Origin of the sequence: Calothrix sp. PCC 7507, from assembly GCF_000316575.1 — a bacterium.
In the GTDB taxonomy this organism is placed as follows: domain Bacteria; phylum Cyanobacteriota; class Cyanobacteriia; order Cyanobacteriales; family Nostocaceae; genus Fortiea.
Genome location: NC_019682.1, coordinates 3795447 through 3815032, shown reverse-complemented (window position 1 = coordinate 3815032; position 19586 = coordinate 3795447). Strand labels below are relative to the sequence as shown.

Annotated in this window: 18 protein-coding genes, 1 tRNA gene and 1 pseudogene; 9 read left to right on the top strand and 11 right to left on the bottom strand. The window is 45.5% G+C overall.

All coding sequences use genetic code 11. The annotated features are described in order from the left end of the window. Nucleotides 1-233 precede the first annotated feature (233 nt). The gene (locus CAL7507_RS16105) at nt 234-890 is read left to right on the top strand and encodes a DUF938 domain-containing protein (RefSeq protein ID WP_015129540.1); all 657 of its coding nucleotides are present in this window, start codon (nt 234-236) and stop codon (nt 888-890) included. A gap of 9 nt (nt 891-899) precedes the next feature. On the opposite strand, the gene CAL7507_RS16100 is transcribed toward CAL7507_RS16105, so the two are convergent. Then, a tRNA-Ala gene (locus tag CAL7507_RS16100) sits at nt 900-972 on the bottom strand. A 72-nt stretch (nt 973-1044) separates the two neighbouring features. On the opposite strand from CAL7507_RS16100, the gene CAL7507_RS16095 reads away from it, so the two are divergent. Next, nucleotides 1045-1938: a rhodanese-related sulfurtransferase gene (locus CAL7507_RS16095; protein WP_015129539.1), complete on the top strand. Its 894-nt coding sequence runs from the start codon at nt 1045-1047 to the stop codon at nt 1936-1938. A 159-nt stretch (nt 1939-2097) separates the two neighbouring features. On the opposite strand, the pseudogene CAL7507_RS33705 reads toward CAL7507_RS16095, so the two are convergent. The 6 genes and pseudogenes from CAL7507_RS33705 to CAL7507_RS32395 all read right to left on the bottom strand — a co-directional run. Next, nucleotides 2098-2220 (bottom strand): annotated as a pseudogene (locus CAL7507_RS33705) (Tn3 family transposase); the annotation flags it as partial. A gap of 171 nt (nt 2221-2391) precedes the next feature. Beyond that, the gene (locus CAL7507_RS16090) at nt 2392-3420 is read right to left on the bottom strand and encodes a hypothetical protein (RefSeq protein ID WP_015129538.1); all 1029 of its coding nucleotides are present in this window, start codon (nt 3418-3420) and stop codon (nt 2392-2394) included. 38 nt (nt 3421-3458) lie between these two features. Next, on the bottom strand, nt 3459-4784 hold the full coding sequence (locus CAL7507_RS16085) for a dyp-type peroxidase (protein ID WP_015129537.1): 1326 nt from the start codon (nt 4782-4784) through the stop codon (nt 3459-3461). Nucleotides 4785-4803: 19 nt separating this feature from the next. After that, complete coding sequence (locus CAL7507_RS16080) at nt 4804-5355, bottom strand: hypothetical protein (protein ID WP_015129536.1); 552 nt, start codon at nt 5353-5355, stop codon at nt 4804-4806. Between the two features lie 39 nt (nt 5356-5394). Beyond that, complete coding sequence (locus tag CAL7507_RS33700; protein ID WP_083862955.1) at nt 5395-5559, bottom strand: IS1 family transposase; 165 nt, start codon at nt 5557-5559, stop codon at nt 5395-5397. 57 nt (nt 5560-5616) lie between these two features. Next, nucleotides 5617-5793 (bottom strand): transposase, encoded by a 177-nt coding sequence (locus CAL7507_RS32395; protein ID WP_015129535.1) that lies wholly within the window; start codon nt 5791-5793, stop codon nt 5617-5619. 470 nt (nt 5794-6263) lie between these two features. On the opposite strand from CAL7507_RS32395, the gene CAL7507_RS16075 reads away from it, so the two are divergent. The 5 genes from CAL7507_RS16075 to CAL7507_RS16055 all read left to right on the top strand — a co-directional run bounded on the left by CAL7507_RS16075 (nt 6264) and on the right by CAL7507_RS16055 (nt 12828). Continuing rightward, nucleotides 6264-7124, top strand: a complete 861-nt coding sequence (locus CAL7507_RS16075; RefSeq protein ID WP_042341364.1) for a bile acid:sodium symporter family protein — start codon at nt 6264-6266, stop codon at nt 7122-7124. A gap of 334 nt (nt 7125-7458) precedes the next feature. Then, nucleotides 7459-8760, top strand: coding sequence for a cytochrome P450 (locus CAL7507_RS16070; RefSeq protein ID WP_015129534.1), 1302 nt, complete (start codon nt 7459-7461; stop codon nt 8758-8760). Continuing rightward, complete coding sequence (locus CAL7507_RS16065) at nt 8760-9197, top strand: YidH family protein (protein ID WP_015129533.1); 438 nt, start codon at nt 8760-8762, stop codon at nt 9195-9197. The genes CAL7507_RS16070 and CAL7507_RS16065 overlap by 1 nt, the downstream gene beginning before the upstream one ends. A 75-nt stretch (nt 9198-9272) precedes the next feature. Further along, nucleotides 9273-11627 carry an arylsulfatase gene (locus tag CAL7507_RS16060; RefSeq protein ID WP_015129532.1) on the top strand — a complete coding sequence of 785 codons (2355 nt, stop codon included), beginning with the start codon at nt 9273-9275 and terminating at the stop codon, nt 11625-11627. 334 nt (nt 11628-11961) lie between these two features. After that, nucleotides 11962-12828, top strand: coding sequence for a bile acid:sodium symporter family protein (locus CAL7507_RS16055; RefSeq protein WP_015129531.1), 867 nt, complete (start codon nt 11962-11964; stop codon nt 12826-12828). Nucleotides 12829-13856: 1028 nt separating this feature from the next. Here the strand turns inward: CAL7507_RS16055 and CAL7507_RS16050 are convergent. Continuing rightward, entirely contained in the window at nt 13857-14519 is a 663-nt protein-coding gene (locus CAL7507_RS16050) for a class I SAM-dependent methyltransferase (protein ID WP_015129530.1), read from the bottom strand. Between the two features lie 401 nt (nt 14520-14920). On the opposite strand from CAL7507_RS16050, the gene CAL7507_RS16045 reads away from it, so the two are divergent. Beyond that, on the top strand, nt 14921-15859 hold the full coding sequence (locus tag CAL7507_RS16045; protein ID WP_015129529.1) for a phosphoribulokinase: 939 nt from the start codon (nt 14921-14923) through the stop codon (nt 15857-15859). Between the two features lie 70 nt (nt 15860-15929). Here CAL7507_RS16045 and CAL7507_RS16040 read toward each other — a convergent pair whose 3' ends face one another. Beyond that, nucleotides 15930-16919 (bottom strand): ribonuclease Z, encoded by a 990-nt coding sequence (locus CAL7507_RS16040; protein ID WP_015129528.1) that lies wholly within the window; start codon nt 16917-16919, stop codon nt 15930-15932. 571 nt (nt 16920-17490) lie between these two features. On the opposite strand from CAL7507_RS16040, the gene aqpZ reads away from it, so the two are divergent. Continuing rightward, nucleotides 17491-18258, top strand: a complete 768-nt coding sequence (aqpZ, locus tag CAL7507_RS16035; RefSeq protein ID WP_015129527.1) for an aquaporin Z — start codon at nt 17491-17493, stop codon at nt 18256-18258. Between the two features lie 50 nt (nt 18259-18308). Here aqpZ and CAL7507_RS16030 read toward each other — a convergent pair whose 3' ends face one another. After that, entirely contained in the window at nt 18309-19154 is an 846-nt protein-coding gene (locus CAL7507_RS16030) for a M56 family metallopeptidase (RefSeq protein ID WP_015129526.1), read from the bottom strand. Continuing rightward, nucleotides 19154-19573: a BlaI/MecI/CopY family transcriptional regulator gene (locus tag CAL7507_RS16025; RefSeq protein ID WP_042342214.1), complete on the bottom strand. Its 420-nt coding sequence runs from the start codon at nt 19571-19573 to the stop codon at nt 19154-19156. Before CAL7507_RS16025 ends, CAL7507_RS16030 begins: the two co-directional genes overlap by 1 nt. Between the last annotated feature and the right edge of the window lie 13 nt (nt 19574-19586).

Sequence of the window (19586 nt, the reverse complement as noted above, 5' to 3'; positions counted from 1 at the left end):
ATACAATTTGACGGGCGATCGCCAAACTTAATCTGATGCTTTTAGTGGTAAAAAGATGATCAAAAACTTGCTGTTTTACATTTATCTGATTTAGTTGTGTTTGAATATCTATGTTGAATTGCGATACGTAAGGGATAGAAGAAATTAAGGTAATGTATCGGGAACAGCAAATGTGTCAAAACTTTCCGTAAAGTTAAATCTTAGAACATCACACATTTTGTGCTGAAAATAAAATGAACACACCAGAAGATGCACGAAAATACGCACCTGCAACACAACGTAATTGTCAACCTATTCTAGAAGTGCTTCTAAAAGTCCTGCCTGAGAGTGGGACTATTTTGGAGATAGCAAGTGGGACTGGCGAACATGCAGTATTTTTTGCTCCACGCCTCAGCCCTCGTAAATGGTTGCCTTCTGATCCCAATCCCCAATTAAGAGCCAGCATTGCCACATGGGCGGAACATTTTCCTAGCGAGAATCTTTATCCACCAATAGAACTTGATGCAAGTTCGCCAACTTGGTCAGTAGAAGCGGCTCCCTTTGCTAATGACTTGAAGCGATCACCAATTACTGCGATCGCAAACATTAATATGATTCACATTGCGCCTTGGTCTGCCTGTTTGGGATTAATGGCGGGTGCGGGAAGAATTCTACCATCAGGTGGCATCCTTTATTTATATGGCCCATTTAAACAAGGTGGAGAAAATACAGCACCAAGTAATGCAGCTTTTGACGAGTCTTTAATCGCCCAAAATCCAGAGTGGGGTGTGCGTCATTTAGAAGAAGTTGTTGCAGTTGCTAACGCCCAACACCTAAGCTGGAAACAGACTTACCAAATGCCAGCGAATAATCTTTCAGTCATATTTGAGCGTGATGCCAAGCTAGAATAATGCTTGTAATGGAGGTTAGCGGACTCGAACCGCTGACATCCTGCTTGCAAAGCAGGCGCTCTACCAACTGAGCTAAACCCCCGTAAAATTAAAAAAGTAGGTAATTATTATCTGCTGTTGTGATTGTAACTGATATTGTTCGATTTATATAGGGATGAAGCTAAAAAATCTCCAAATTGTTGTAGCATTCTATAAATTTGTCAGTCTGCCAGATTTTGCTCAGATACAAGACCCCTTGCTGGCTTATTGTCAAGAGCAAGGCGTTAAGGGGACAATTCTCTTAGCAAAAGAAGGTATTAATGGTGCGATCGCCGGCTCACATCAAGCAGTTGAATCAGTACTCAATTTTCTCCGTGCCGATCCTCGTCTCACAGACCTAGAACACAAAGAATCTCCTGCTGACACCCCCCCGTTTGAGCGGATGAAGGTACGATTAAAGTCAGAAATTGTCACTTTGGGCTTACCTGAAGTTGACCCCAATGAGCAAGTTGGCACTTATGTCAATCCCCAGGAATGGAATGACCTGATTTCTGACCCAGAAGTGACTGTGATTGACACCCGCAACGATTATGAGGTGAATATTGGTAGTTTTCCCAGGGCACAAAATCCTCAAACGAACACATTCCGAGAATTTCCAGATTATGTTCGTCACAACCTCGACCCCACCAAACATAAAAAGGTGGCAATGTTTTGTACTGGTGGTATTCGCTGTGAAAAAGCTTCAGCCTTTATGCTTGCTCAGGGCTTTGCAGAAGTCTATCACCTCAAAGGCGGCATTCTCAAATATTTAGAAGAAGTTCCAGCAGCAGAAAGTTTATGGGAAGGAGAATGTTTTGTCTTTGATGAACGAGTCGCTGTTCGTCAAGGCTTAGAAGCAGGAAGTTGTGAACGATGTCTCAGTTGTGGACGACCAATTTCTGGAGAGGATAAAGTATCTCCCCAGTATGAGGAAGGCATTTCCTGTGCCTACTGTTTTGATAGCCTGACTGAAGAAAAAAGATTGCGTCAACAAGAAAAATGGCGACAGTTGCAATTAAAGGGTCAATAGTCATTGGTCATTGGTCATTGGTCATTTGTCATTGGTCATTTGTCCTTAGGGCATAGAGCCGAGATCCCTGCAAAAACGGAAACAGAGGCTGAAAAAGCTTGCTATATCTAGGTTTCAAAAATTTCAGGAGGAAGATGAAGAGCCGCCTCAAAAGGTTGCATAAGAGATAGCAAATACAGGACCTGACTGACCTTGGGTATCCGCATAGAGAGTATCGGGTTGAATATCGGAAAGATTTTTCAGTAACCCGTCTAAAATATACACAGCTTCCCATTTTGGGCAGCTTTATCATAAGACTTGACTGTATTAATTAGTAACTATGTACGTCAGCTGTGTCTGCTTGTAGCTTTCTCATGTTTGGTAAAACCAAAGAAGCAAAAAACTGAAACCTTAATATGACAGGCTTTTTCAGCCTCTATTTCCGCTTTTCCAGGGTTCTTGGCTCTATGCCACCTAGACATTAATTCGCAGTTTCGCCATGTTCCGCCAAAAGTGTCCTAGACTCTCCGTGCCGCCGAATAGTGTGGTGAAGATGGTCGAGTCGGCAAGCAAAATATCGCCGCCACGGTTATCATTCGGCGGTACCCAGATGCACGTATTGAATTCCCGATTTCCCTCCGCCGTGAACGGATGCGGTCGGGAAAGATCGATCAGCTGCGTTGCCAGAACATGAATGGACTTCGTGTCTTCTGTCGTCAGCGCGTAGTGGGGCAGATGCAGATGGAAGTTGAACGTGGTCACTCCATTCAGCAAACCTAGTTTGTCGAGATCCTTGTTGATGGTCAGGGGTGCGATCTGGTTGCTTCCTTGTACGACAGCAGGCCGGAGTCCAAACTGATTAAGTACGGGCACTTCGAGTTCTTTCATCAGCGATCGCGTGTACTGACCGAAGCGCTGCTGGCGCGGCACGAGTTCGTCGCCGTGATGCTTATACTCCATCTGGCGCTGCTGCATGTCGCTCGTGAAACCCACGTCATGGTGCGGCGCAAGGAGCAGGCACGTACCTTCCCGGTTAAGCCACACCCGGATCGCGTCGATTTCTCCCTTCTCGGCCTCTTGCTCGGATAGGAGATGATCCAGACCGAACACCATCAATGTATCCGTGTCTGCCAGAATTCTTTCATCAATCAGGAGTTTGTACCCTGCCTGGTCAATGCGTTGGTAAACGGCGACCGGCTGCCCAGTAATCTCGCCCACGATTTGCTGAAAATCGATGGTTGATCGGTGGAATAGCTCCAGAGTACCAGCGATGCCCTGCAAGAAATTCATCTTATCCCACTCAGATCCCTCAAAGTTCGGCCAGCCGACCCGACGGACTTCGGTCATCGTCGAAAACCGGTTATCCAATTCGGTCAGATCTCGGTTGGCTTCCCAAGGATAACTCCACGTCCAGTAAATGCTGAACCGACGTTTGTCCGGCGTGTACGGTCGCGGCACATGGTTCTGGTTGTACGTTCGCCCAACTCGATTGAGCTTGCTCATTTTCACCACCATTCCTTTTATTTGATCGGATTCTAAAATTACCTGCCACTGCTCAGTAACGCCAGGTACCGAAGCGCCTTCAGTCCAGGTAGAAAGAAGTAAGCCCCGCCCCGAACCGTGGTGAACGCCGGAATGCCCGTGATGGTTTTCCGGATTGGCCGCTTCGGGATCTTGAAGTCAAGGGTGCCGTCCTGCGTGCCGATAATCGGATCGCGCTCGTTGCCGAGTTCGTGGAAGTTCTTGTCATTCACCCACACGTTCTGCGCGAACTCGAACTGACGAATCAGGCTCGCGCAGATCACGAAGGCAGCAATGCCACGCTCTATCCCATCTTCCGGCGCATCTTCCGGGAGTGGTGGCCCGTAGGTCGCCCCACGACGGATCATCCGCCGCCGGTTCATGTTCGCCCCTGTATCACGAGGATTCAGGCGACGGATATGGGAGCCGAGGGGTACGGCATAGCCATGCGGGTCCATAGTTGCATAGTTAAAGTCGTTGTTGCGCTGCATATCCACGGCGAGTGCTGGATCGTCCTTGTCTGGTGACAGCACCAGCGGTGCGCCGCTGCGCCAACGACCCATCAATTTCGCCGCCACAAGTTCCTGCTCTTCCGGCGTCTGACCGTGCTGGCGCAGGAAGTCACGAAACTCGATGATATGCTCCTGTAGGCGTCGATAGGCCATGTAGCTACCGTTCCGGGAGAGGATCTCAGGTTGCGGTAGATTGGCAGGGGGACCATATTCGTCTGGGTAACCCAGGATGAACTCGCCCGCCTTCAGCGGCGCACCGGAACCAGGCGTCGGCTCTTCGCCCGATCCTTCGATGACTGGCTGCGAGAGGCGATCGCGGTAGCCGAAGTGGTCGTGTGCATAGTTGAAAGGCGGGGTTGCCTCCAGATCCAATGCCGAGATCACTTGCACGCCCTCGCACTGCTCGACAAGTCGCTGGTGCTCCGCCTTGCAGCGATCGCGCTCTGCGTTATCGCGAGCAAAGAGAATCACAATTGCATGGAGATCCGGACTAGCCACACCTCCCACCCAATTGTCAGGATGATTCGCGCCGATGTCGCCGAGGATCTCCGCGCGGGCCACCATACCCTGCTTGAACTCCTCAGGAAACGTAGCCAGCGATGCCTCATCCACACCCAGCGCCCGCAGGCCGTTCCAGGTGAAGGCCACGCTCACCCATCGGTTGTCCTGTTCGACCGAAGCACGAACCTCCGCAGACGACTGTACCTTTTCAAGAATGGCAGCCAGCCATGCTCGTCCACCAGCAGGGTTCCGGAACGATAGAAATTCATACCGTCCGGTGAGCGCAGGCACACGAGTCAACAGAATGTGCTGAATGTCGTCAAACTCAAGCATATCAAGTCCTCCTGATGGATTACTGCATCTGGTCAAGCATGTCGGAGAATGCCGCCTTGAGTTTGAGGGCTTTCTTGATTTCGTCGGAACTTACGTAGGGATACTCGCCGTATTCAAGGAAGCTTGGACATTGGTGCTCACGGACGAATTGGATGAACGCCGATGTGTTCGTCTTCCAGTCCTCGGGAAATCCCTCAAGATTCTCGAAAACAGTATTGAGTCCGTACTTTGAAAAGAGTGCAACGGCGTCCTCGGTGTATTTGTCGAAGTCTGTGTCGAAGATGCCCTGGTACATGAAGTATGTGTCCTCGGCGATATCAAACAGCACCCAACGTAGGTAATGCAGTTTGAGCACAGCAAGACCGTCCGGTAAGTCGGCGATGGTCTTCTCGATCGTCTTCCCATATTCGCGGATGGTCTCCTCCCTGCCGGGCTTGATTTTTGCGATGATCGTGAAGCCGTAGCACGCGGGAGTCTTAGGAAAAATAGGTCCGTATCTTCCCTGTTCCTGTGCGAAGACTCCCCCCTTTGGGATTGCCATAGCGGCGGGTTTCGTCCAATCGTTGTGCATATCAATCTTCCTTTCTTGGGTGGCGTTATTAAACTGTTGTTAGACGTTTAAGCCAAACTCGTAGCGATTGATAAAGAACCCAATAACCAAGTCATGCATTTCCTCAGTCTTAGAAAAGCAAATTGTTTTTCTAGCTAGTCGCTTCAGCCGAGTTCTTAAATTTAGATGTTTATGTGCAATTCTTTGAGTCTTTCTCCTGCCAATCTCATGTTTTTCCGTAAATGCCGTTCATAAGCTCCCCAACCATCTGTACAGTATTTCTTAACACCAAATGGCTCTAATCAATTTTTTAGCTTTAGAAATACTTCGTCTTACACACTGTCCAAATGCGTAAGCTAAAACTTTGCCTGTCAGGCGATCGATAGCACCTACGTAACTCCACACTTCATCTAGTTCGGACTCTTCAATCCCTTCCAGATCAGGAAGCAGGACGGTCATAGGACAGACCTAAATCACTTATTTAACCCCGGCTTCTATTATTACAGTATTCCAACAGTTTGATCACATTACCAACGGATCTATACTTTTCGGTAGATACAAATCACTCTATCGGCTTAATAAGGCAGTAGTTTCAACACGATAATTCCAATTTCTTTAGGAGGATGCAGAGTGATTTATTTCTGTTTATAAATCAGCTATGAGTACAGTTTGATAGATAATTTCTATGTCTATTGAGTCACTTTAAGAAGTAACTTCAAGAATTGTTCAACAGTCATCAGATTAAATACACAAATATTCATTATTCACCTGCCCATACATTATAAGAAGTAACAGGATATGAACATTCATTATGAATAAATTTAATTGCTAGAATCTGTTAGTTTGCTGGCTGATTGTTGTTCTGCTTTAGCGCAATTTCGGAATCTTGTAGTGATTTTTCACCATCCAGGATCAGTCATTTGAAAACCATGCACCATCCCTTACTACTGATACTCGTTAAAGTCACTATTTTTTCTCTAATGTTAGCCATAGGGTGCAACCTCTCTTTTAAAAAGATGCTCTCCTTCTGGCGAAAACCTGCCTTAGTATTCCGTGCGCTTTTAGCGGTTGTTGTGCTAGTGCCGCTGGTGGTTATTCTACTGCTGAAACTGTTGAACTTACCACCGGAAGTAATGATAGGATTGGCCTTGTTGGCAGCTTCTCCAGGTGCGCCTCTGACCACAAAGCGATCGCAACAGGCTGGAGGCAGCTTCCACTACTCAGCGAGTCTTCAGCTAACTCTGGCAATATTTGCGGTTTTTGTTACTCCCATCACTTTGGCGATTTTTGCCACCTTATTTGAGAGTATTTCCCAAAAAGTAGCAATTGTGGACGTTGCCCGACAAGTGATTATGGTGCAGTTATTACCTGTCAGTCTCGGTATTTTGATGCAAAAGTTCGCGCCTACATTTACCCAACAGATTGCTAAACCCTTGACTTTTATTGCTAACAGTCTCTTTTTAGTAATGGTTGTTTTAGTGTGCATCTTAGGGCTGCCACTGTTTTCCAGAGTTGGGCAATTACCACTCGTAGCGATCGCAATTATGGTGATTGCCTCTCTAGGAATTGGACACACCTTAGGCAGACTCGATGATGATATGCGAGCTACCTTGGCGATTTTCTGTATTGCTCGTAATTTTGGTTTAGCTTTGTTTATCGCTATTTTGAATCATGTACAGCAGATGGTGATTCCGACACTGGTGGCTTATGTAATTTTGGGAGCTTTTATAGGTGTTCCCTACTCAATCTGGAATAAACATAGATTAGCCGGATTAACCCAGGAAAACTAACCCGTTATGAGTCAGCCACCCGTCAATCCAGAAAATTTTCTTTTCCATCGTTTATACACCAGCCTTGTGTCACGAAACAATAAGTCGCACATCGCGTAAAGGCTACTATAAAAAAGTTCTGCCCAAATCATTCCATAAGTAGAAATTGTATGGCACGTATATCTTTTGCTCGACAGAGGTAAATTATTTATCAAACTTTTACAGTGGGGGGATCGCCAACTCTAAATTAGGAGAAAAACATTCATAGTTGAGTTGCAAAGACTTTTGGGCATGGAAAAACTTCAAAATGCCTAAATAAATCCTACTCTGCAAACCTCGTCATCTCCTACTAATTATGCATACACCTATTACCCCATTAATTCCCCCAGAGCATTTAGGATTGAATGGAGAAGATAACCAAAGTGGTTTAGCAAAACGCCATCAGTCCCTAACTTATGACTTATTTGCACCAGAAGTAATTGCTAATCCCTATCCACTGTACAAACGTATCCGCGAAGAAGATCCAGTTCACTATGAAGCATCCTTGGGCTACTGGATTTTAACTCGATATCAAGATGTAGAAGCTGCCTTGCGAGATGAACGGCTTAGTGCTAACCGACGGACTTTGTTTATTCAGCAATTGGGCAATCTAGATGTCAGTTTGATTCAAAACTTTTTGCAACTGACGGGTAACTCGATGATTGAAAAAGATCCACCTGATCACTCGCGGATGAGAAAACTAGCGAATCAAGGCTTTACAACCCGTGCTTTAGAAAGCTGGCGGAGCATTATTCAAAAAACGACTGATACCTTATTAGATCAAGTGCAACATCAGGGTTATATGGATATTGTCTCTGACCTATCTGTACCCTTACCTAGCTTAATTATCGCCAAGATTTTTGGTGTACCAGAAAGCGATCGCGCTAACCTAATTCAGTGGGCAACGGATACCAGTTCTTTCTGGGGCGCTCCATCTGGTAAGAATATAGAAGAATTGGCGCAAAAAGCTGATACTAGTGCTGCTCAATTCACGGCTTTCATTAACCAGCTCGTAGCTGAACGCCGTCAAAATCCAGGAACAGATATGATTAGCTTGCTGACAATGGCTTACACAGAGCAAAACCTGGATTTTGCAGAATTACCTTCCCTGTGCATTCTCATTCTCAATGCTGGCCGTTCAACTACTACTGATTTAATCCCCAATGGGGTATCAGCTTTGCTTAATCATCCCCAACAGCTACAGAAACTCAAGGATAATCCCGCCCTTATCTCATCAGCGATTGAAGAAATCATCCGCTATGACAGTTCGGTGTCCTTTGTGTTTCGCATTGCCAAAGAAGATATAGAAATTGGTGGTCAAAAAATTCCCGCAGGTAGTGTGATTGCTTTGGGATTAGCAGCAGCTAATCACGACCCAGCAAAATTTCCTCTACCAGACAATTTTGACATTGAGCGATCGCCTAATGAACATTTAGGGTTTGGCCCTGGTATCCATTTCTGTCTAGGTGCAGTTTTGGCTCGGATGGAATTAAATATTTGCTTCTCTACTTTGCTGAAGCGGTTCCCAAATCTTCAGTTTGATTCGACAAGACCCCCCCTTCCCCGTCGTAGTACCTTAGTTTTTAAGGGATTTGATGCTTTACCTGTGCGGTTCTAATGAGTCAGCTACCCATAAACTCAGAAATACCTGAAAAGTTATCTACCAATGACTTAGCAGCAGATCGGACAGAACTAGCTAAATACCGCAGTCGGGCAGCAGCAGACCGCACATTAATGGCGTGGATACGCACCTGTCTTTCGTTGATTGGTTTTGGTTTTGGTATTCCCACCATTGTGAGTGCGATTGAAAATACTCGTCTTAGTCATCATCTTAACCCAGTCAGATTTTCGGTGATTGTGGGGTTGTCTTTCATTGGTACAGGAATGTTGGCAATGGTTTTAGGGTTGAGAGAACACCATCGGTTACTTAAACAAATCCAAAATAATCGCTATACCTACGAAACCTCTCACAGTGCGGAAATTATCGGAGTGGCTTTACTCATAATTGGCTTAGTTAGTTTTATTGGTGTGCTAATTAGGGCAATGAATTTATAAATTAACCTCTCCTAAAGAGGAGATAGAATTTCGGGGCTTTTGTTAAAAATTACATATTCTCAAGAGGTCAGATTTATGTCTCTGCGTGAATACAAACCCGGAAATACTTTCCCCGGTGTCATCGGTCGGACAGTTGATAAATCCAGTCCAGCTTGGCCAGAACCGTTGCGAGCCAAAGAAGGTACACCAAACGTCCTATTTATCGTTTTCGATGATACAGGTTTTGGACAATTTGGATGTTACGGAAGTCCCATCAAAACACCCAACCTAGACGCACTAGCTGCCAATGGCTTGCGCTACAACAATCTACATACGACGGCGTTGTGTTCACCCACCCGTTCTTGCCTTCTAACTGGGCGCAATCACCATTCCAACGCCATGTCCTGCATTACAGAAGGTTCTACGGGTTATCCGGGTGGTAATGGGAATATTCCTTTTGAGAATGGGTTTCTCTCGGAGATATTATTACAGAAGGGTTATAACACTTATGCGATCGGCAAATGGCATTTAACCCCCGCAGACCAAATATCTGCGGCCGGTCCCTATGATCGCTGGCCTCTTGGTCGCGGTTTTGAACGTTTTTATGGTTTTCTAGGCGGAGAAACCCACCAGTATTATCCAGATTTGGTTTATGACAACCACACCGTTAAGCCAGAAAAGACCCCCGCAGAAGGCTACCATTTGACCGCAGACTTGGCAGACAAGGCAATTAGCTTTATTGCTGATGCCAAGCAGGTTGCCCCCAATAAACCCTTTTTCATGTATTTCTGTCCTGGTGCGATGCACGCCCCCCATCATGTGCCGAAAGAATGGGCTGATGCCTACGCCGGACAGTTTCATGATGGCTGGGAAGCTTACAGGGAAAAGGTTTTTGCCCATCAGCAGGAAATGGGAATTGTCCCCACCGATGCCGAACTCTCCCGCCATGATCCCGATGTCCCGCACTGGGATTCCCTCTCAGCCGCAGAAAAACGGCTTTATGCCCGGATGATGGAAGTATATGCTGGCTTTTTAACCCACACTGACCACCATATCGGTCGCTTGCTCGACTTCCTCAAAGCGATCGGCGAGTTCGAGAATACTGTAATTATAGTCATCTCGGACAATGGGGCAAGTTCTGAAGGGGGACCAACTGGTTCAGTTAATGAGAACCTCTTTTTTAACAATGTGCCAGAATCCCTAGAGGAAAATCTCAAGGCACTAGATAAGCTAGGCAGTCCAGAAACTTTCAACCATTATGCTTGGGGTTGGACTTGGGCAGGTAATACGCCTTTCCGTCGTTGGAAACGGGAAACTTATCGGGGTGGAATCAGCGATCCCTTGATAGTCCATTGGAATCAAGGCATTGAGGCAAAAGGTGAAATCCGTACTCAGTACGCTCATGCTATTGACCTAGTACCGACTGTGCTGGAATTACTGGAAATTGAACCACCAACAACGATTAAGGGTGTTACTCAATCTCCCATTGAAGGTGTCAGTTTTGCCCATACTTTTAATCATAGTACCGTACCTACTAAGCACCTGACCCAATATTTCGAGATGATGGGACATCGTTCTCTTTACTATGATGGTTGGCGGGCGGTTTGTCCTTGGCCTGGCCCCTCATTTGCAGAAGCAGGTCAGTTTTTTGGTGCGGCCATTTCGGCCCAAACTCTGACGGATTTGGATACCCATCATTGGGAGCTGTATCACGTCGCCTCAGATTTTGCGGAAAATCATAATATTGCGGCTGATAATCGCCCTAAATTAATTGAAATGATTGCCACTTGGTACGTAGAGGCGGGTAAATACAATGTGTTGCCTGTGGATGGCAGAGGCGTACAACGATTTGCAGAAGAACGTCCTCAGATTGCCGTCAATCGTAGCCGCTATACTTACTATCCTGATACTCAAGCAATCCCAGCCAATAGTGCCGTCAAGTTGCTTAATCGTTCTCACAGTATTACGGCTGATGTGGAAATTCCCACAGGTGGCGCAGAAGGAGTATTACTGGCTCATGGAGGTAATGATAGTGGCTACTCCTTCTATGTCAAAGATGGCAAACTGCACTGGGTTCATAATTATGTAGCGCGATCGCTGTATCATGTCGAGTCTGGGTCATCTGTGCCGGAAGGTCGTCACCAGTTGCGCTTTGAGTTTAAAGTCACGGGTCAACCAGATTTAGCCAAGGGGAAAGGAACACCAGGTCGCGCCGAACTTTATATCGATGGGAAATTAGTTGGGCAAGCTGATGTTCCTGTAACTACTCCCTTAGCACTAGGTCTGACCAGTGGTGTGACTTGTGGAATTGCCCCTGGTGCGCCTGTAACACCCGATTATGAACCGCCCTTCAAGTTTACGGGCAAGATTTATAGTGTGATAGTGGATGTTAGTGGAGATTTGATTCAAGATAAGGAAGCTGAAATGCGTACCATTCTGGCACGACAGTAGAGAGTCAATAACTCCACTCTGAATAGAGTTATATATCAATACTTTCAGCCGTTTAACCCTCGTAATTTGGCTACAGTATTGATATAGAATTCACGGTATTCTTGATGCCAAAGAAAGGAATACCCAGCCACAAAGATGTACTCCCTCAGAAGAATTTCTTGAGAGGGGGATGCAGAGTAATTTGTTTGTGTTTATAAGTCAGCTATGAGTACAGTTTAATTGAAAATTTATTAGTTAAATCTGTTAGTTTGCTGGCTAATTTTTGTCCTGATTCAGGGCGATTTCGGAATCTTTTAGTGATTTTTCATTTCCCAGGATCAAGCATTTACAAGCCATGCAACATCCCTTATTACTGATTCTCGTTAAAGTCACTATTTTTTCTCTGATGTTAGCCATAGGGTGCAACCTCTCTTTTGAAAAGATGCGCTCCTTCTGGCGAAAACCTGCCTTAGTATTCCGTGCGCTTTTAGCGGTTGTTGTGCTAGTGCCGCTGGTGGTTATTCTACTGCTGAAACTGTTGAACTTACCACCGGAAGTAATGATAGGATTGGCCTTGTTGGCAGCTTCTCCAGGTGCGCCTCTGACCACAAAGCGATCGCAACAGGCTGGAGGCAGCTTCCACTACTCAGCGAGTCTTCAGCTAACTCTGGCAATATTTGCGGTTTTTGTTACTCCCATCACTTTGGCGATTTTTGCCACCTTATTTGAGAGTATTTCCCAAAAAGTAGCAATTGTGGACGTTGCCCGACAAGTGATTATGGTGCAGTTATTACCTGTCAGTCTCGGTATTTTGATGCAAAAGTTCGCGCCTACATTTACCCAACAGATTGCTAAACCCTTGACTTTTATTGCTAACAGTCTCTTTTTAGTAATGGTTGTTTTAGTGTGCATCTTAGGGCTGCCACTGTTTTCCAGAGTTGGGCAATTACCACTCGTAGCGATCGCAATTATGGTGATTGCCTCTCTAGGAATTGGACACACCTTAGGCAGACTCGATGATGATATGCGAGCTACCTTGGCGATTTTCTGTATTGCTCGTAATTTTGGTTTAGCTTTGTTTATCGCTATTTTGAATCATGTACAGCAGATGGTGATTCCGACACTGGTGGCTTATGTAATTTTGGGAGCTTTTATAGGTGTTCCCTACTCAATCTGGAATAAACATAGATTAGCCAAAACTAGCCCAAATGTTGGTATTTGAGAGATCAAAAATCGGGTTTATTAGTAACTGTGTACTAAATTCAGCATTCTGTATTCGTTAAAAACTAGAGGGATTAAATAAGCTGAAAACTATACATATCAGGTGTTTCCAGCCTCTATTTCCGAATTTGCAGGGATCTCGGCTCCATGCCCTTAGGAATGTGGATTAAGGAGATTCCCAGAATAGAAATTACCAGGCAATTGTGAGTGAACCGTAGGGGCAAACGGTTGTTTGCCCGGAAATTGGTAAAATTATTTCTAGAAATCACCTAAATAAAGTGCAAAAGTAGTGGTGCGACACGACTAAAATATTGCGTTAGACGTAGGTTGGGTGAAGCGGAGCGCAACCCAACATTGATCAGGGCGTTGGGTTACGCAAAGCCTCCACCCAACCTACAATTTTATTGCATCATTTTAGTCTTGTCACGCCAGTAGGGTGTGTTAGACGAGAGTACGGCACTACTCTCATTTCAATCAGAATTGCAGGTTACTATCCCTGTTCTGTCACTCTCCGGGAGGGCGATCGCTAGAAGCCCGATGAGGCAATCAATACAAGCTATTCTATTAGAAAAAAGTTGGTCTTGTATTTGTTATTAGAAAAGAATCGCGCAAACGCCTGCTATACAAAAGCTCTAGAATTCAGAAATGGCAAAAGTTTTCGGAGAGTGACAGAAGCGGGCTATAGCGCTTTCCATTCAAATGAAGTACAAAAATATATCACGCTGTGTAGGGGCATGGCAGTGCCATGCCCTTACCGATGTACCTCACGCTTGTCGAGAAATGCTATAAAGTTGCTGTCGTTAGGAACAAAGTTGCTGTCGTTAGGAATGAAGTTGCTGTCGTTAGGAATGAAGTTGCTGTCGTTAGGAACAAAGTTGCTGTCCTTAGGAATGAAGTTGCTGTCGTTAGGAACAAAGTTGCTGTCGTTAGGAATGAAGTTTCTGTCCTTATACCATTTCACGAAATACCTGATACAAATGATTTGTCTCTAATTCTTTCCCCCTGCTCCCTGCTCCCACCAGTCCCCATTCAACTTTTCCGTACCAGGGTTAAACCATCGGCAATCGGGATTAAACTGAGGGTGACTCGTTGGTCTTGGTGCAGTTTCTGATTAAAGGCACGAATTTTTTTAGTTCTATTGTCTTTGATTTGGGGATCTGCGACTCTGCCTGACCAGAGAACATTATCGATCGCTATCAGTCCCCCCGGACGAATTAGTTGTAGCGATCGCTCATAATAGTTTTCATAGTTGCTCTTATCCGCATCGATGAACACAAAATCAAAGCTATCAGCTTCACCTGCCTGCAGCAATTTATCTAAAGTTTCTAGTGCTGGGGCGATGTGCAGATCAATTTTATCTGCCACCCCTGCTTGTTGCCAATAACGCCGAGCGATCGTAGTAAACTCTTCACTGACATCACAAGCTACCACTTTACCTGCACTTGGTAACGCCAAAGCCACCACCAGCGCACTGTAGCCTGTAAATACACCTAATTCTAAAGTTTTTTTCGCTCCTAGCAACTGCACCAACAACGCTAAAAAATGCCCTTGTTCAGGTGCAATTTGCATCCTAGCCATAGGATGCTGGGCTGTTTCTTGTCGCAATTGAGTTAGAATTTCTGGTTCCCGCAAAGACACAGATAGTAAATATTCATATAGCTGTTGTTCAAGTCCCAGTGTTTGGTTTGTCATTGGTTAAGGGTCAATTGGATTTTGGATTTTGGATACTTCGGCAAGCTCAGTACAAGTTTTAGATTTTAGTATTGACTGCACCCATAAAGGGATGCAGCTTGGGGATTTTAAATTGACCCTTCGGCTTCGCTCAGGGTCAACGATTTTAGATTGATTCCGCCACGCCACTTGCTCATGGGGGAAACCCCCAAGACCGCAGTGGCTCTACAAGGGGCGGGGCTTGAACCAAAAACAATCCAAAATCCAAAATTTAAAATCTAAAATTCGGAAGTCCCCAGTCCCCATATGTGTAGAGATGTTGCATACAGCATGTTCCTTGAGTTCCTTGTCAAATTCCCTTCTAAAATTGAAAAGATTATCAGTTATTTTTAGACTTGCTCTTGTTATGGGGGAGGGTATTAATGAGCCGTCCAATAATTCTTGGTATTGTCGGTGATAGCGCCGCAGGTAAAACAACACTGACTAGAGGGATAGCTCAGGTACTCGGGCCAGAAAATGTCACACTCATTTGTACGGACGATTACCACCGTTACGATCGCCAACAACGGGCGGAAATCGGTATTACTGCCCTCCATCCAGATTGTAACTATCTAGATATTATGCAGCAGCACCTATCGCTGCTACGCACGGGACAGTCAATTCTCAAACCAGTCTATAGCCACAAAACTGGTACATTTGAGCCACCGCAATACATTAAACCCAGTAAATTCGTGATTATTGAGGGATTACTCGGTTATTCTACCCGTGCTGCTCGTGATGCCTACGATGTAAAAGTTTACCTAGCGCCGCCCGAATCACTACGCGCCAGTTGGAAAGTTAAGCGAGACACTTTAAAGCGGGGTTACACTCCTGAGCAAGTACTGGCAGAACTAGAAAAGCGCGAACCAGATTCTGAGCAGTTTATCCGCCCCCAAAGGCAATGGTCAGATATAGTCATCAGTTTTTATCCACCCCAGGAGGAACTGAATGAAACCAATGGACACCTAAATGTGCGTCTGGTATTACGTCCTACAATTCCCCATCCAGATTTTACCTCGATTATCAAATTTGGTAACGGTGATTCGCAGTCAGCCATTCGCCTAGGACTAGATAGGGATATGAGTAAGCCCGTAGATGTCTTAGAGGTTGATGGTCATGCAACCTTAGAACAAGTGAACAAGCTAGAGCATATTATTTGTTCCGATATGCCCCACTTAAGGAGTATATGCGATCGCGAAAGTAATCCGGAACTCGGTAAAATCGCCGGGACAACCGGAGAAACAATCCAAAGTTACCCTCTGGCTCTGACTCAATTGATTATTACTTATCACATGCTAAAGGCAACGCAAACATACCAGTAACCAGCAAAGATGAGGATTTGCGATCGCGTGTTAGGCTGTTGAATTAATCAAATTGTACCCAAAGGGCCAATCATTTATTTTGACGAACTACGCGATCGCTTTGATCAGGCTGAGAGTGTTTAACTGCTTCCCGCCGCCTCGGTACGTCGTAAATCATGAAATCATAAGCCATCTCTGTCTTCGGGAAAATAGCACGAGCTTCTTTCAGCAAATCTTTCAAATCTAGAACATTACCCGGAGCATAGCGTGGGCTGAAATGGGTCATAATTAACCCATGTGCTTGAGCCGCTAAAGCTGTTTGCGCGGCCATTGTGCTGGTGGAATGCAAGCGTTGAAAAGCCATGTCTGCATCTTGATGGGCAAAGGTGGCTTCGTGAATTAACACATCTGCATCCTGTGCCAATTGCACCGCACCCTCGCAATAAATTGTGTCTGTGCAATAGGCGATTTTGCGCCCAATTTCTGTGGGGCCACACAATTGGTCGCCATGAATCACCCGTCCATCTGCCAAGGTGACTGTTTCGCCACGCTTGAGTTGACCATAAACGCGACCGGGGGGAATTTGCAATTCTTTGGCTTTTTCCACGTCAAAGCGTCCGGCGCGGTCTCGTTCTACTATACGATAGCCAAAAGCCGGAATTCGGTGATGCAATTGACCGCAGCTAACAGTAAATTCATCATCTTCATAAATTACCCCTGGACGGATAGCATGAATTTTAACTGGATAGGAAAAGTGTGTGTGGGAATAACGTAAGGCAGCTTGGATATATTCATTTAATCCAGATGGCCCATAAATATCTATTTTTTCTACATTTCCAGCCAGTCCACAACTAGCTAACAGTCCCATCAAGCCAAAGATATGGTCGCCGTGCATGTGAGTGATAAAAATTCGGGATAGTTGGCTACTTTTGAGATCACTCCGCAAAAGTTGATGCTGAGTACCTTCGCCACAGTCGAATAACCACATTTCTGCCCTTTGCGGTAATCTCAGGGCAACACTGGAAACATTGCGTGATCTTGTGGGTACACCGGAACTTGTCCCTAAAAATGTTATCTGCACAGCGTTTTTTAGCCTTCCTTTTACTTATTTTACCGCTCTATAGGAATCCGATTTGATTATGGAAAAAATCTAAGTAGTGTAGGGTGGGCAATGCCCAACGCCACTTGACGCCAGTCCGCTCAAGTCGGGAAACCCGCCCACACGGCTGGCTCCTTTAAGCTGGGGAACCCTAGTCGAGCAGTGGCTCGCCTACGTATATTTCACAAATCAAATATGAGTCCTATATTATCTATAGTGGCACGCTTGTTGAGCTTTCAGACTTTTGAGAATGTTATACAACATTATTTGTAAATATTAGGAATCTGGTTTGATTTTTGAAAAGATACGTAGGGTGCGTTAGCGACAGCGTAACGCACCATCATCAATGATTTAGTGCGTTACGGATTTCATCCTAACGCACCCTACGATACTTAATTTTGTTCAAAAATCAAATAGTAGTTTTATATCATCACAATCTATTACTTTACAAAAAATTCACTAAGTGAAGAAATTTAAACCAAGTTAGCGGACTAGAAAGCTGGTTGGTAATATTTGCTCATCCATGAATAAATTTTCTGGCGCGTTCATAAAAATGTCACTAACGAAGCGTTGTATAGCTGAGTTCATCGGAACTTTTTGGCTAGTTTTTGGTGGTTGCGGCAGTGCGGTGCTGGCGGCGGCGTTTACAGCAGATAACGTTAGGATTGGCTCAAATACAGCATTTCCCCTAGGTATTGGTTTAGTGGGAGTTTCTCTGGCTTTTGGTCTGACGCTACTGACTATACTTTATGCTGTTGGGACAATTTCTGGTGGTCACTTTAATCCGGCAGTTTCTGTTGGTCTTTGGGCTGCAAGGCGGTTTCCCAGTTCTGAGCTATTTGTCTATATTGGTTCTCAGGTATTTGGTGCGATCGCATCTGCTGGAGTTTTAGCTTTAATTGCTAGCGGAAAACCAGGGTTTAACCTTGTTCAAAGCGGTTTTGCTGCTAATGGCTATGGTGAACATTCTCCAGGAAAATATTCGCTGTTGGCTTGTTTGATCGCTGAGTTGCTACTCACTTTCTTTTTCTTAATTATTATTCTGGGTGCGACTGAACGCACTGCTCCTCAGGGTTTAGCTCCTGTCGCTATTGGTCTGGCTTTAACACTAATTCATTTAATTAGTATCCCCGTAACCAACACATCCGTAAATCCTGCTCGTAGCTTAGGCCCGGCAATTTTCGTTGGTGGTTGGGCACTACAACAGTTGTGGCTATTTTGGTTAGCACCAATCGTGGGGGGAGCATTGGCGGGAGTTTTCTATTCTCAGGTTTTGGAAGCCCGAAACCCGGCGGAAAGGGAACTCTCTGAGGTGGCTTAATAGGGGCAGGGGACAGGGGGTGGAGATACTGCCCGATGTCCAATGCCCTTTTAAGTATGAAATATGACAGCTACTAGGGGGAGGAATGCTAACAGGAAGTGATTCCAAGACGGCAATTGAGTTTCTGGGGTTGGTTCTGGTGGTGTTAGAAGCGCTTCTATTCTCTGCTCTAGGCGATCGCCTACTCCTGGCGAACCTAATGCCGCACAGCAAATTTCCGATAATACGGTGGGGGTAGTGCTGACTACTAACAGGAGTGATTCTGCTAGTAGCAAGGGGTCTATCTGTGATGCTGCATAACCATCAGCACGTAGTTCGCGCAAGACTAACAGTTCTTCCCATAACGAGTCTGTGTTTGGCAACCAGGCAGTGCAGGAACGCACCCAACCGAGCCAAAAAAACCAAAATGTGTCTCGATAATAGTGATGTCCTTGCTCGTGTGCCAAGACGCTTTCTACATGGTCTGCTGAGAGGGTTTGCAATAATCCCTGACTCACCACTAGTTCGGGTTGCCAAAAGCCTATTTGTCCGGCAAAGAGTGCCCCTGTGTCAAGTAATCTGATTTCTTTGCTGCCAAAGTTAACCAGGGGACAATTGCGGGCGGATTTCACAGACTGCCATCCCTGCATAGCCAGCTTAATGCAGATAATGGCACAAAAAGCAAGATATATTAATGCCAATATATAGCTGACCCAACCTGTAGACATGCCGCCCATTTTGCCTTGGGTGCCCATGCAGAGTACAGCGATCGCTGTCATGAAGAGCAGCAGAGGTGGGAAAAGAAATAAAAATAGCGATCGCTGCCATCGCCGATTCCAACTACCTTGGGAGTCAACCCAGGAGACTCGCAACCCCAAGGCAATTACCAAAGCAGCCAAAATCATCATCAGATGCATCATGTTTCCTCCCTGGCTTGACGTGCGGCTTGAATACGTTGAGCGATCGCTTCTATTTGTTCGCTGGCTGCTTCATCCAGACTATCTGCAAAGGCAGCAATCACATCAGGGTTTCCCACTGCCAAAAATCGCTGCAATTGCTCGTGTGCTTTAATTACATCTGCCTGCTGCTTTGTCAGCCGTGGTTGCCAATAGAAGGCGCGTCCTTTTTTATCACAGGACAACCAACCTTTATCAGTAAGACGACGGAGGACAGTGGTGACAGAAGTATAGGCTAATTCCCGGTTGGGGTCAGTTAAGATGCGATCGTGTACATCTTTGACTGTAGCCGAATCTAGATCCCAGATAATGTGCAAAATTTCTGCTTCCAAGGGACCTAAAGACATTTGTTTAGGGCGGTAGTCGGGTAAAGGAGCCATATTTTTAGATTGG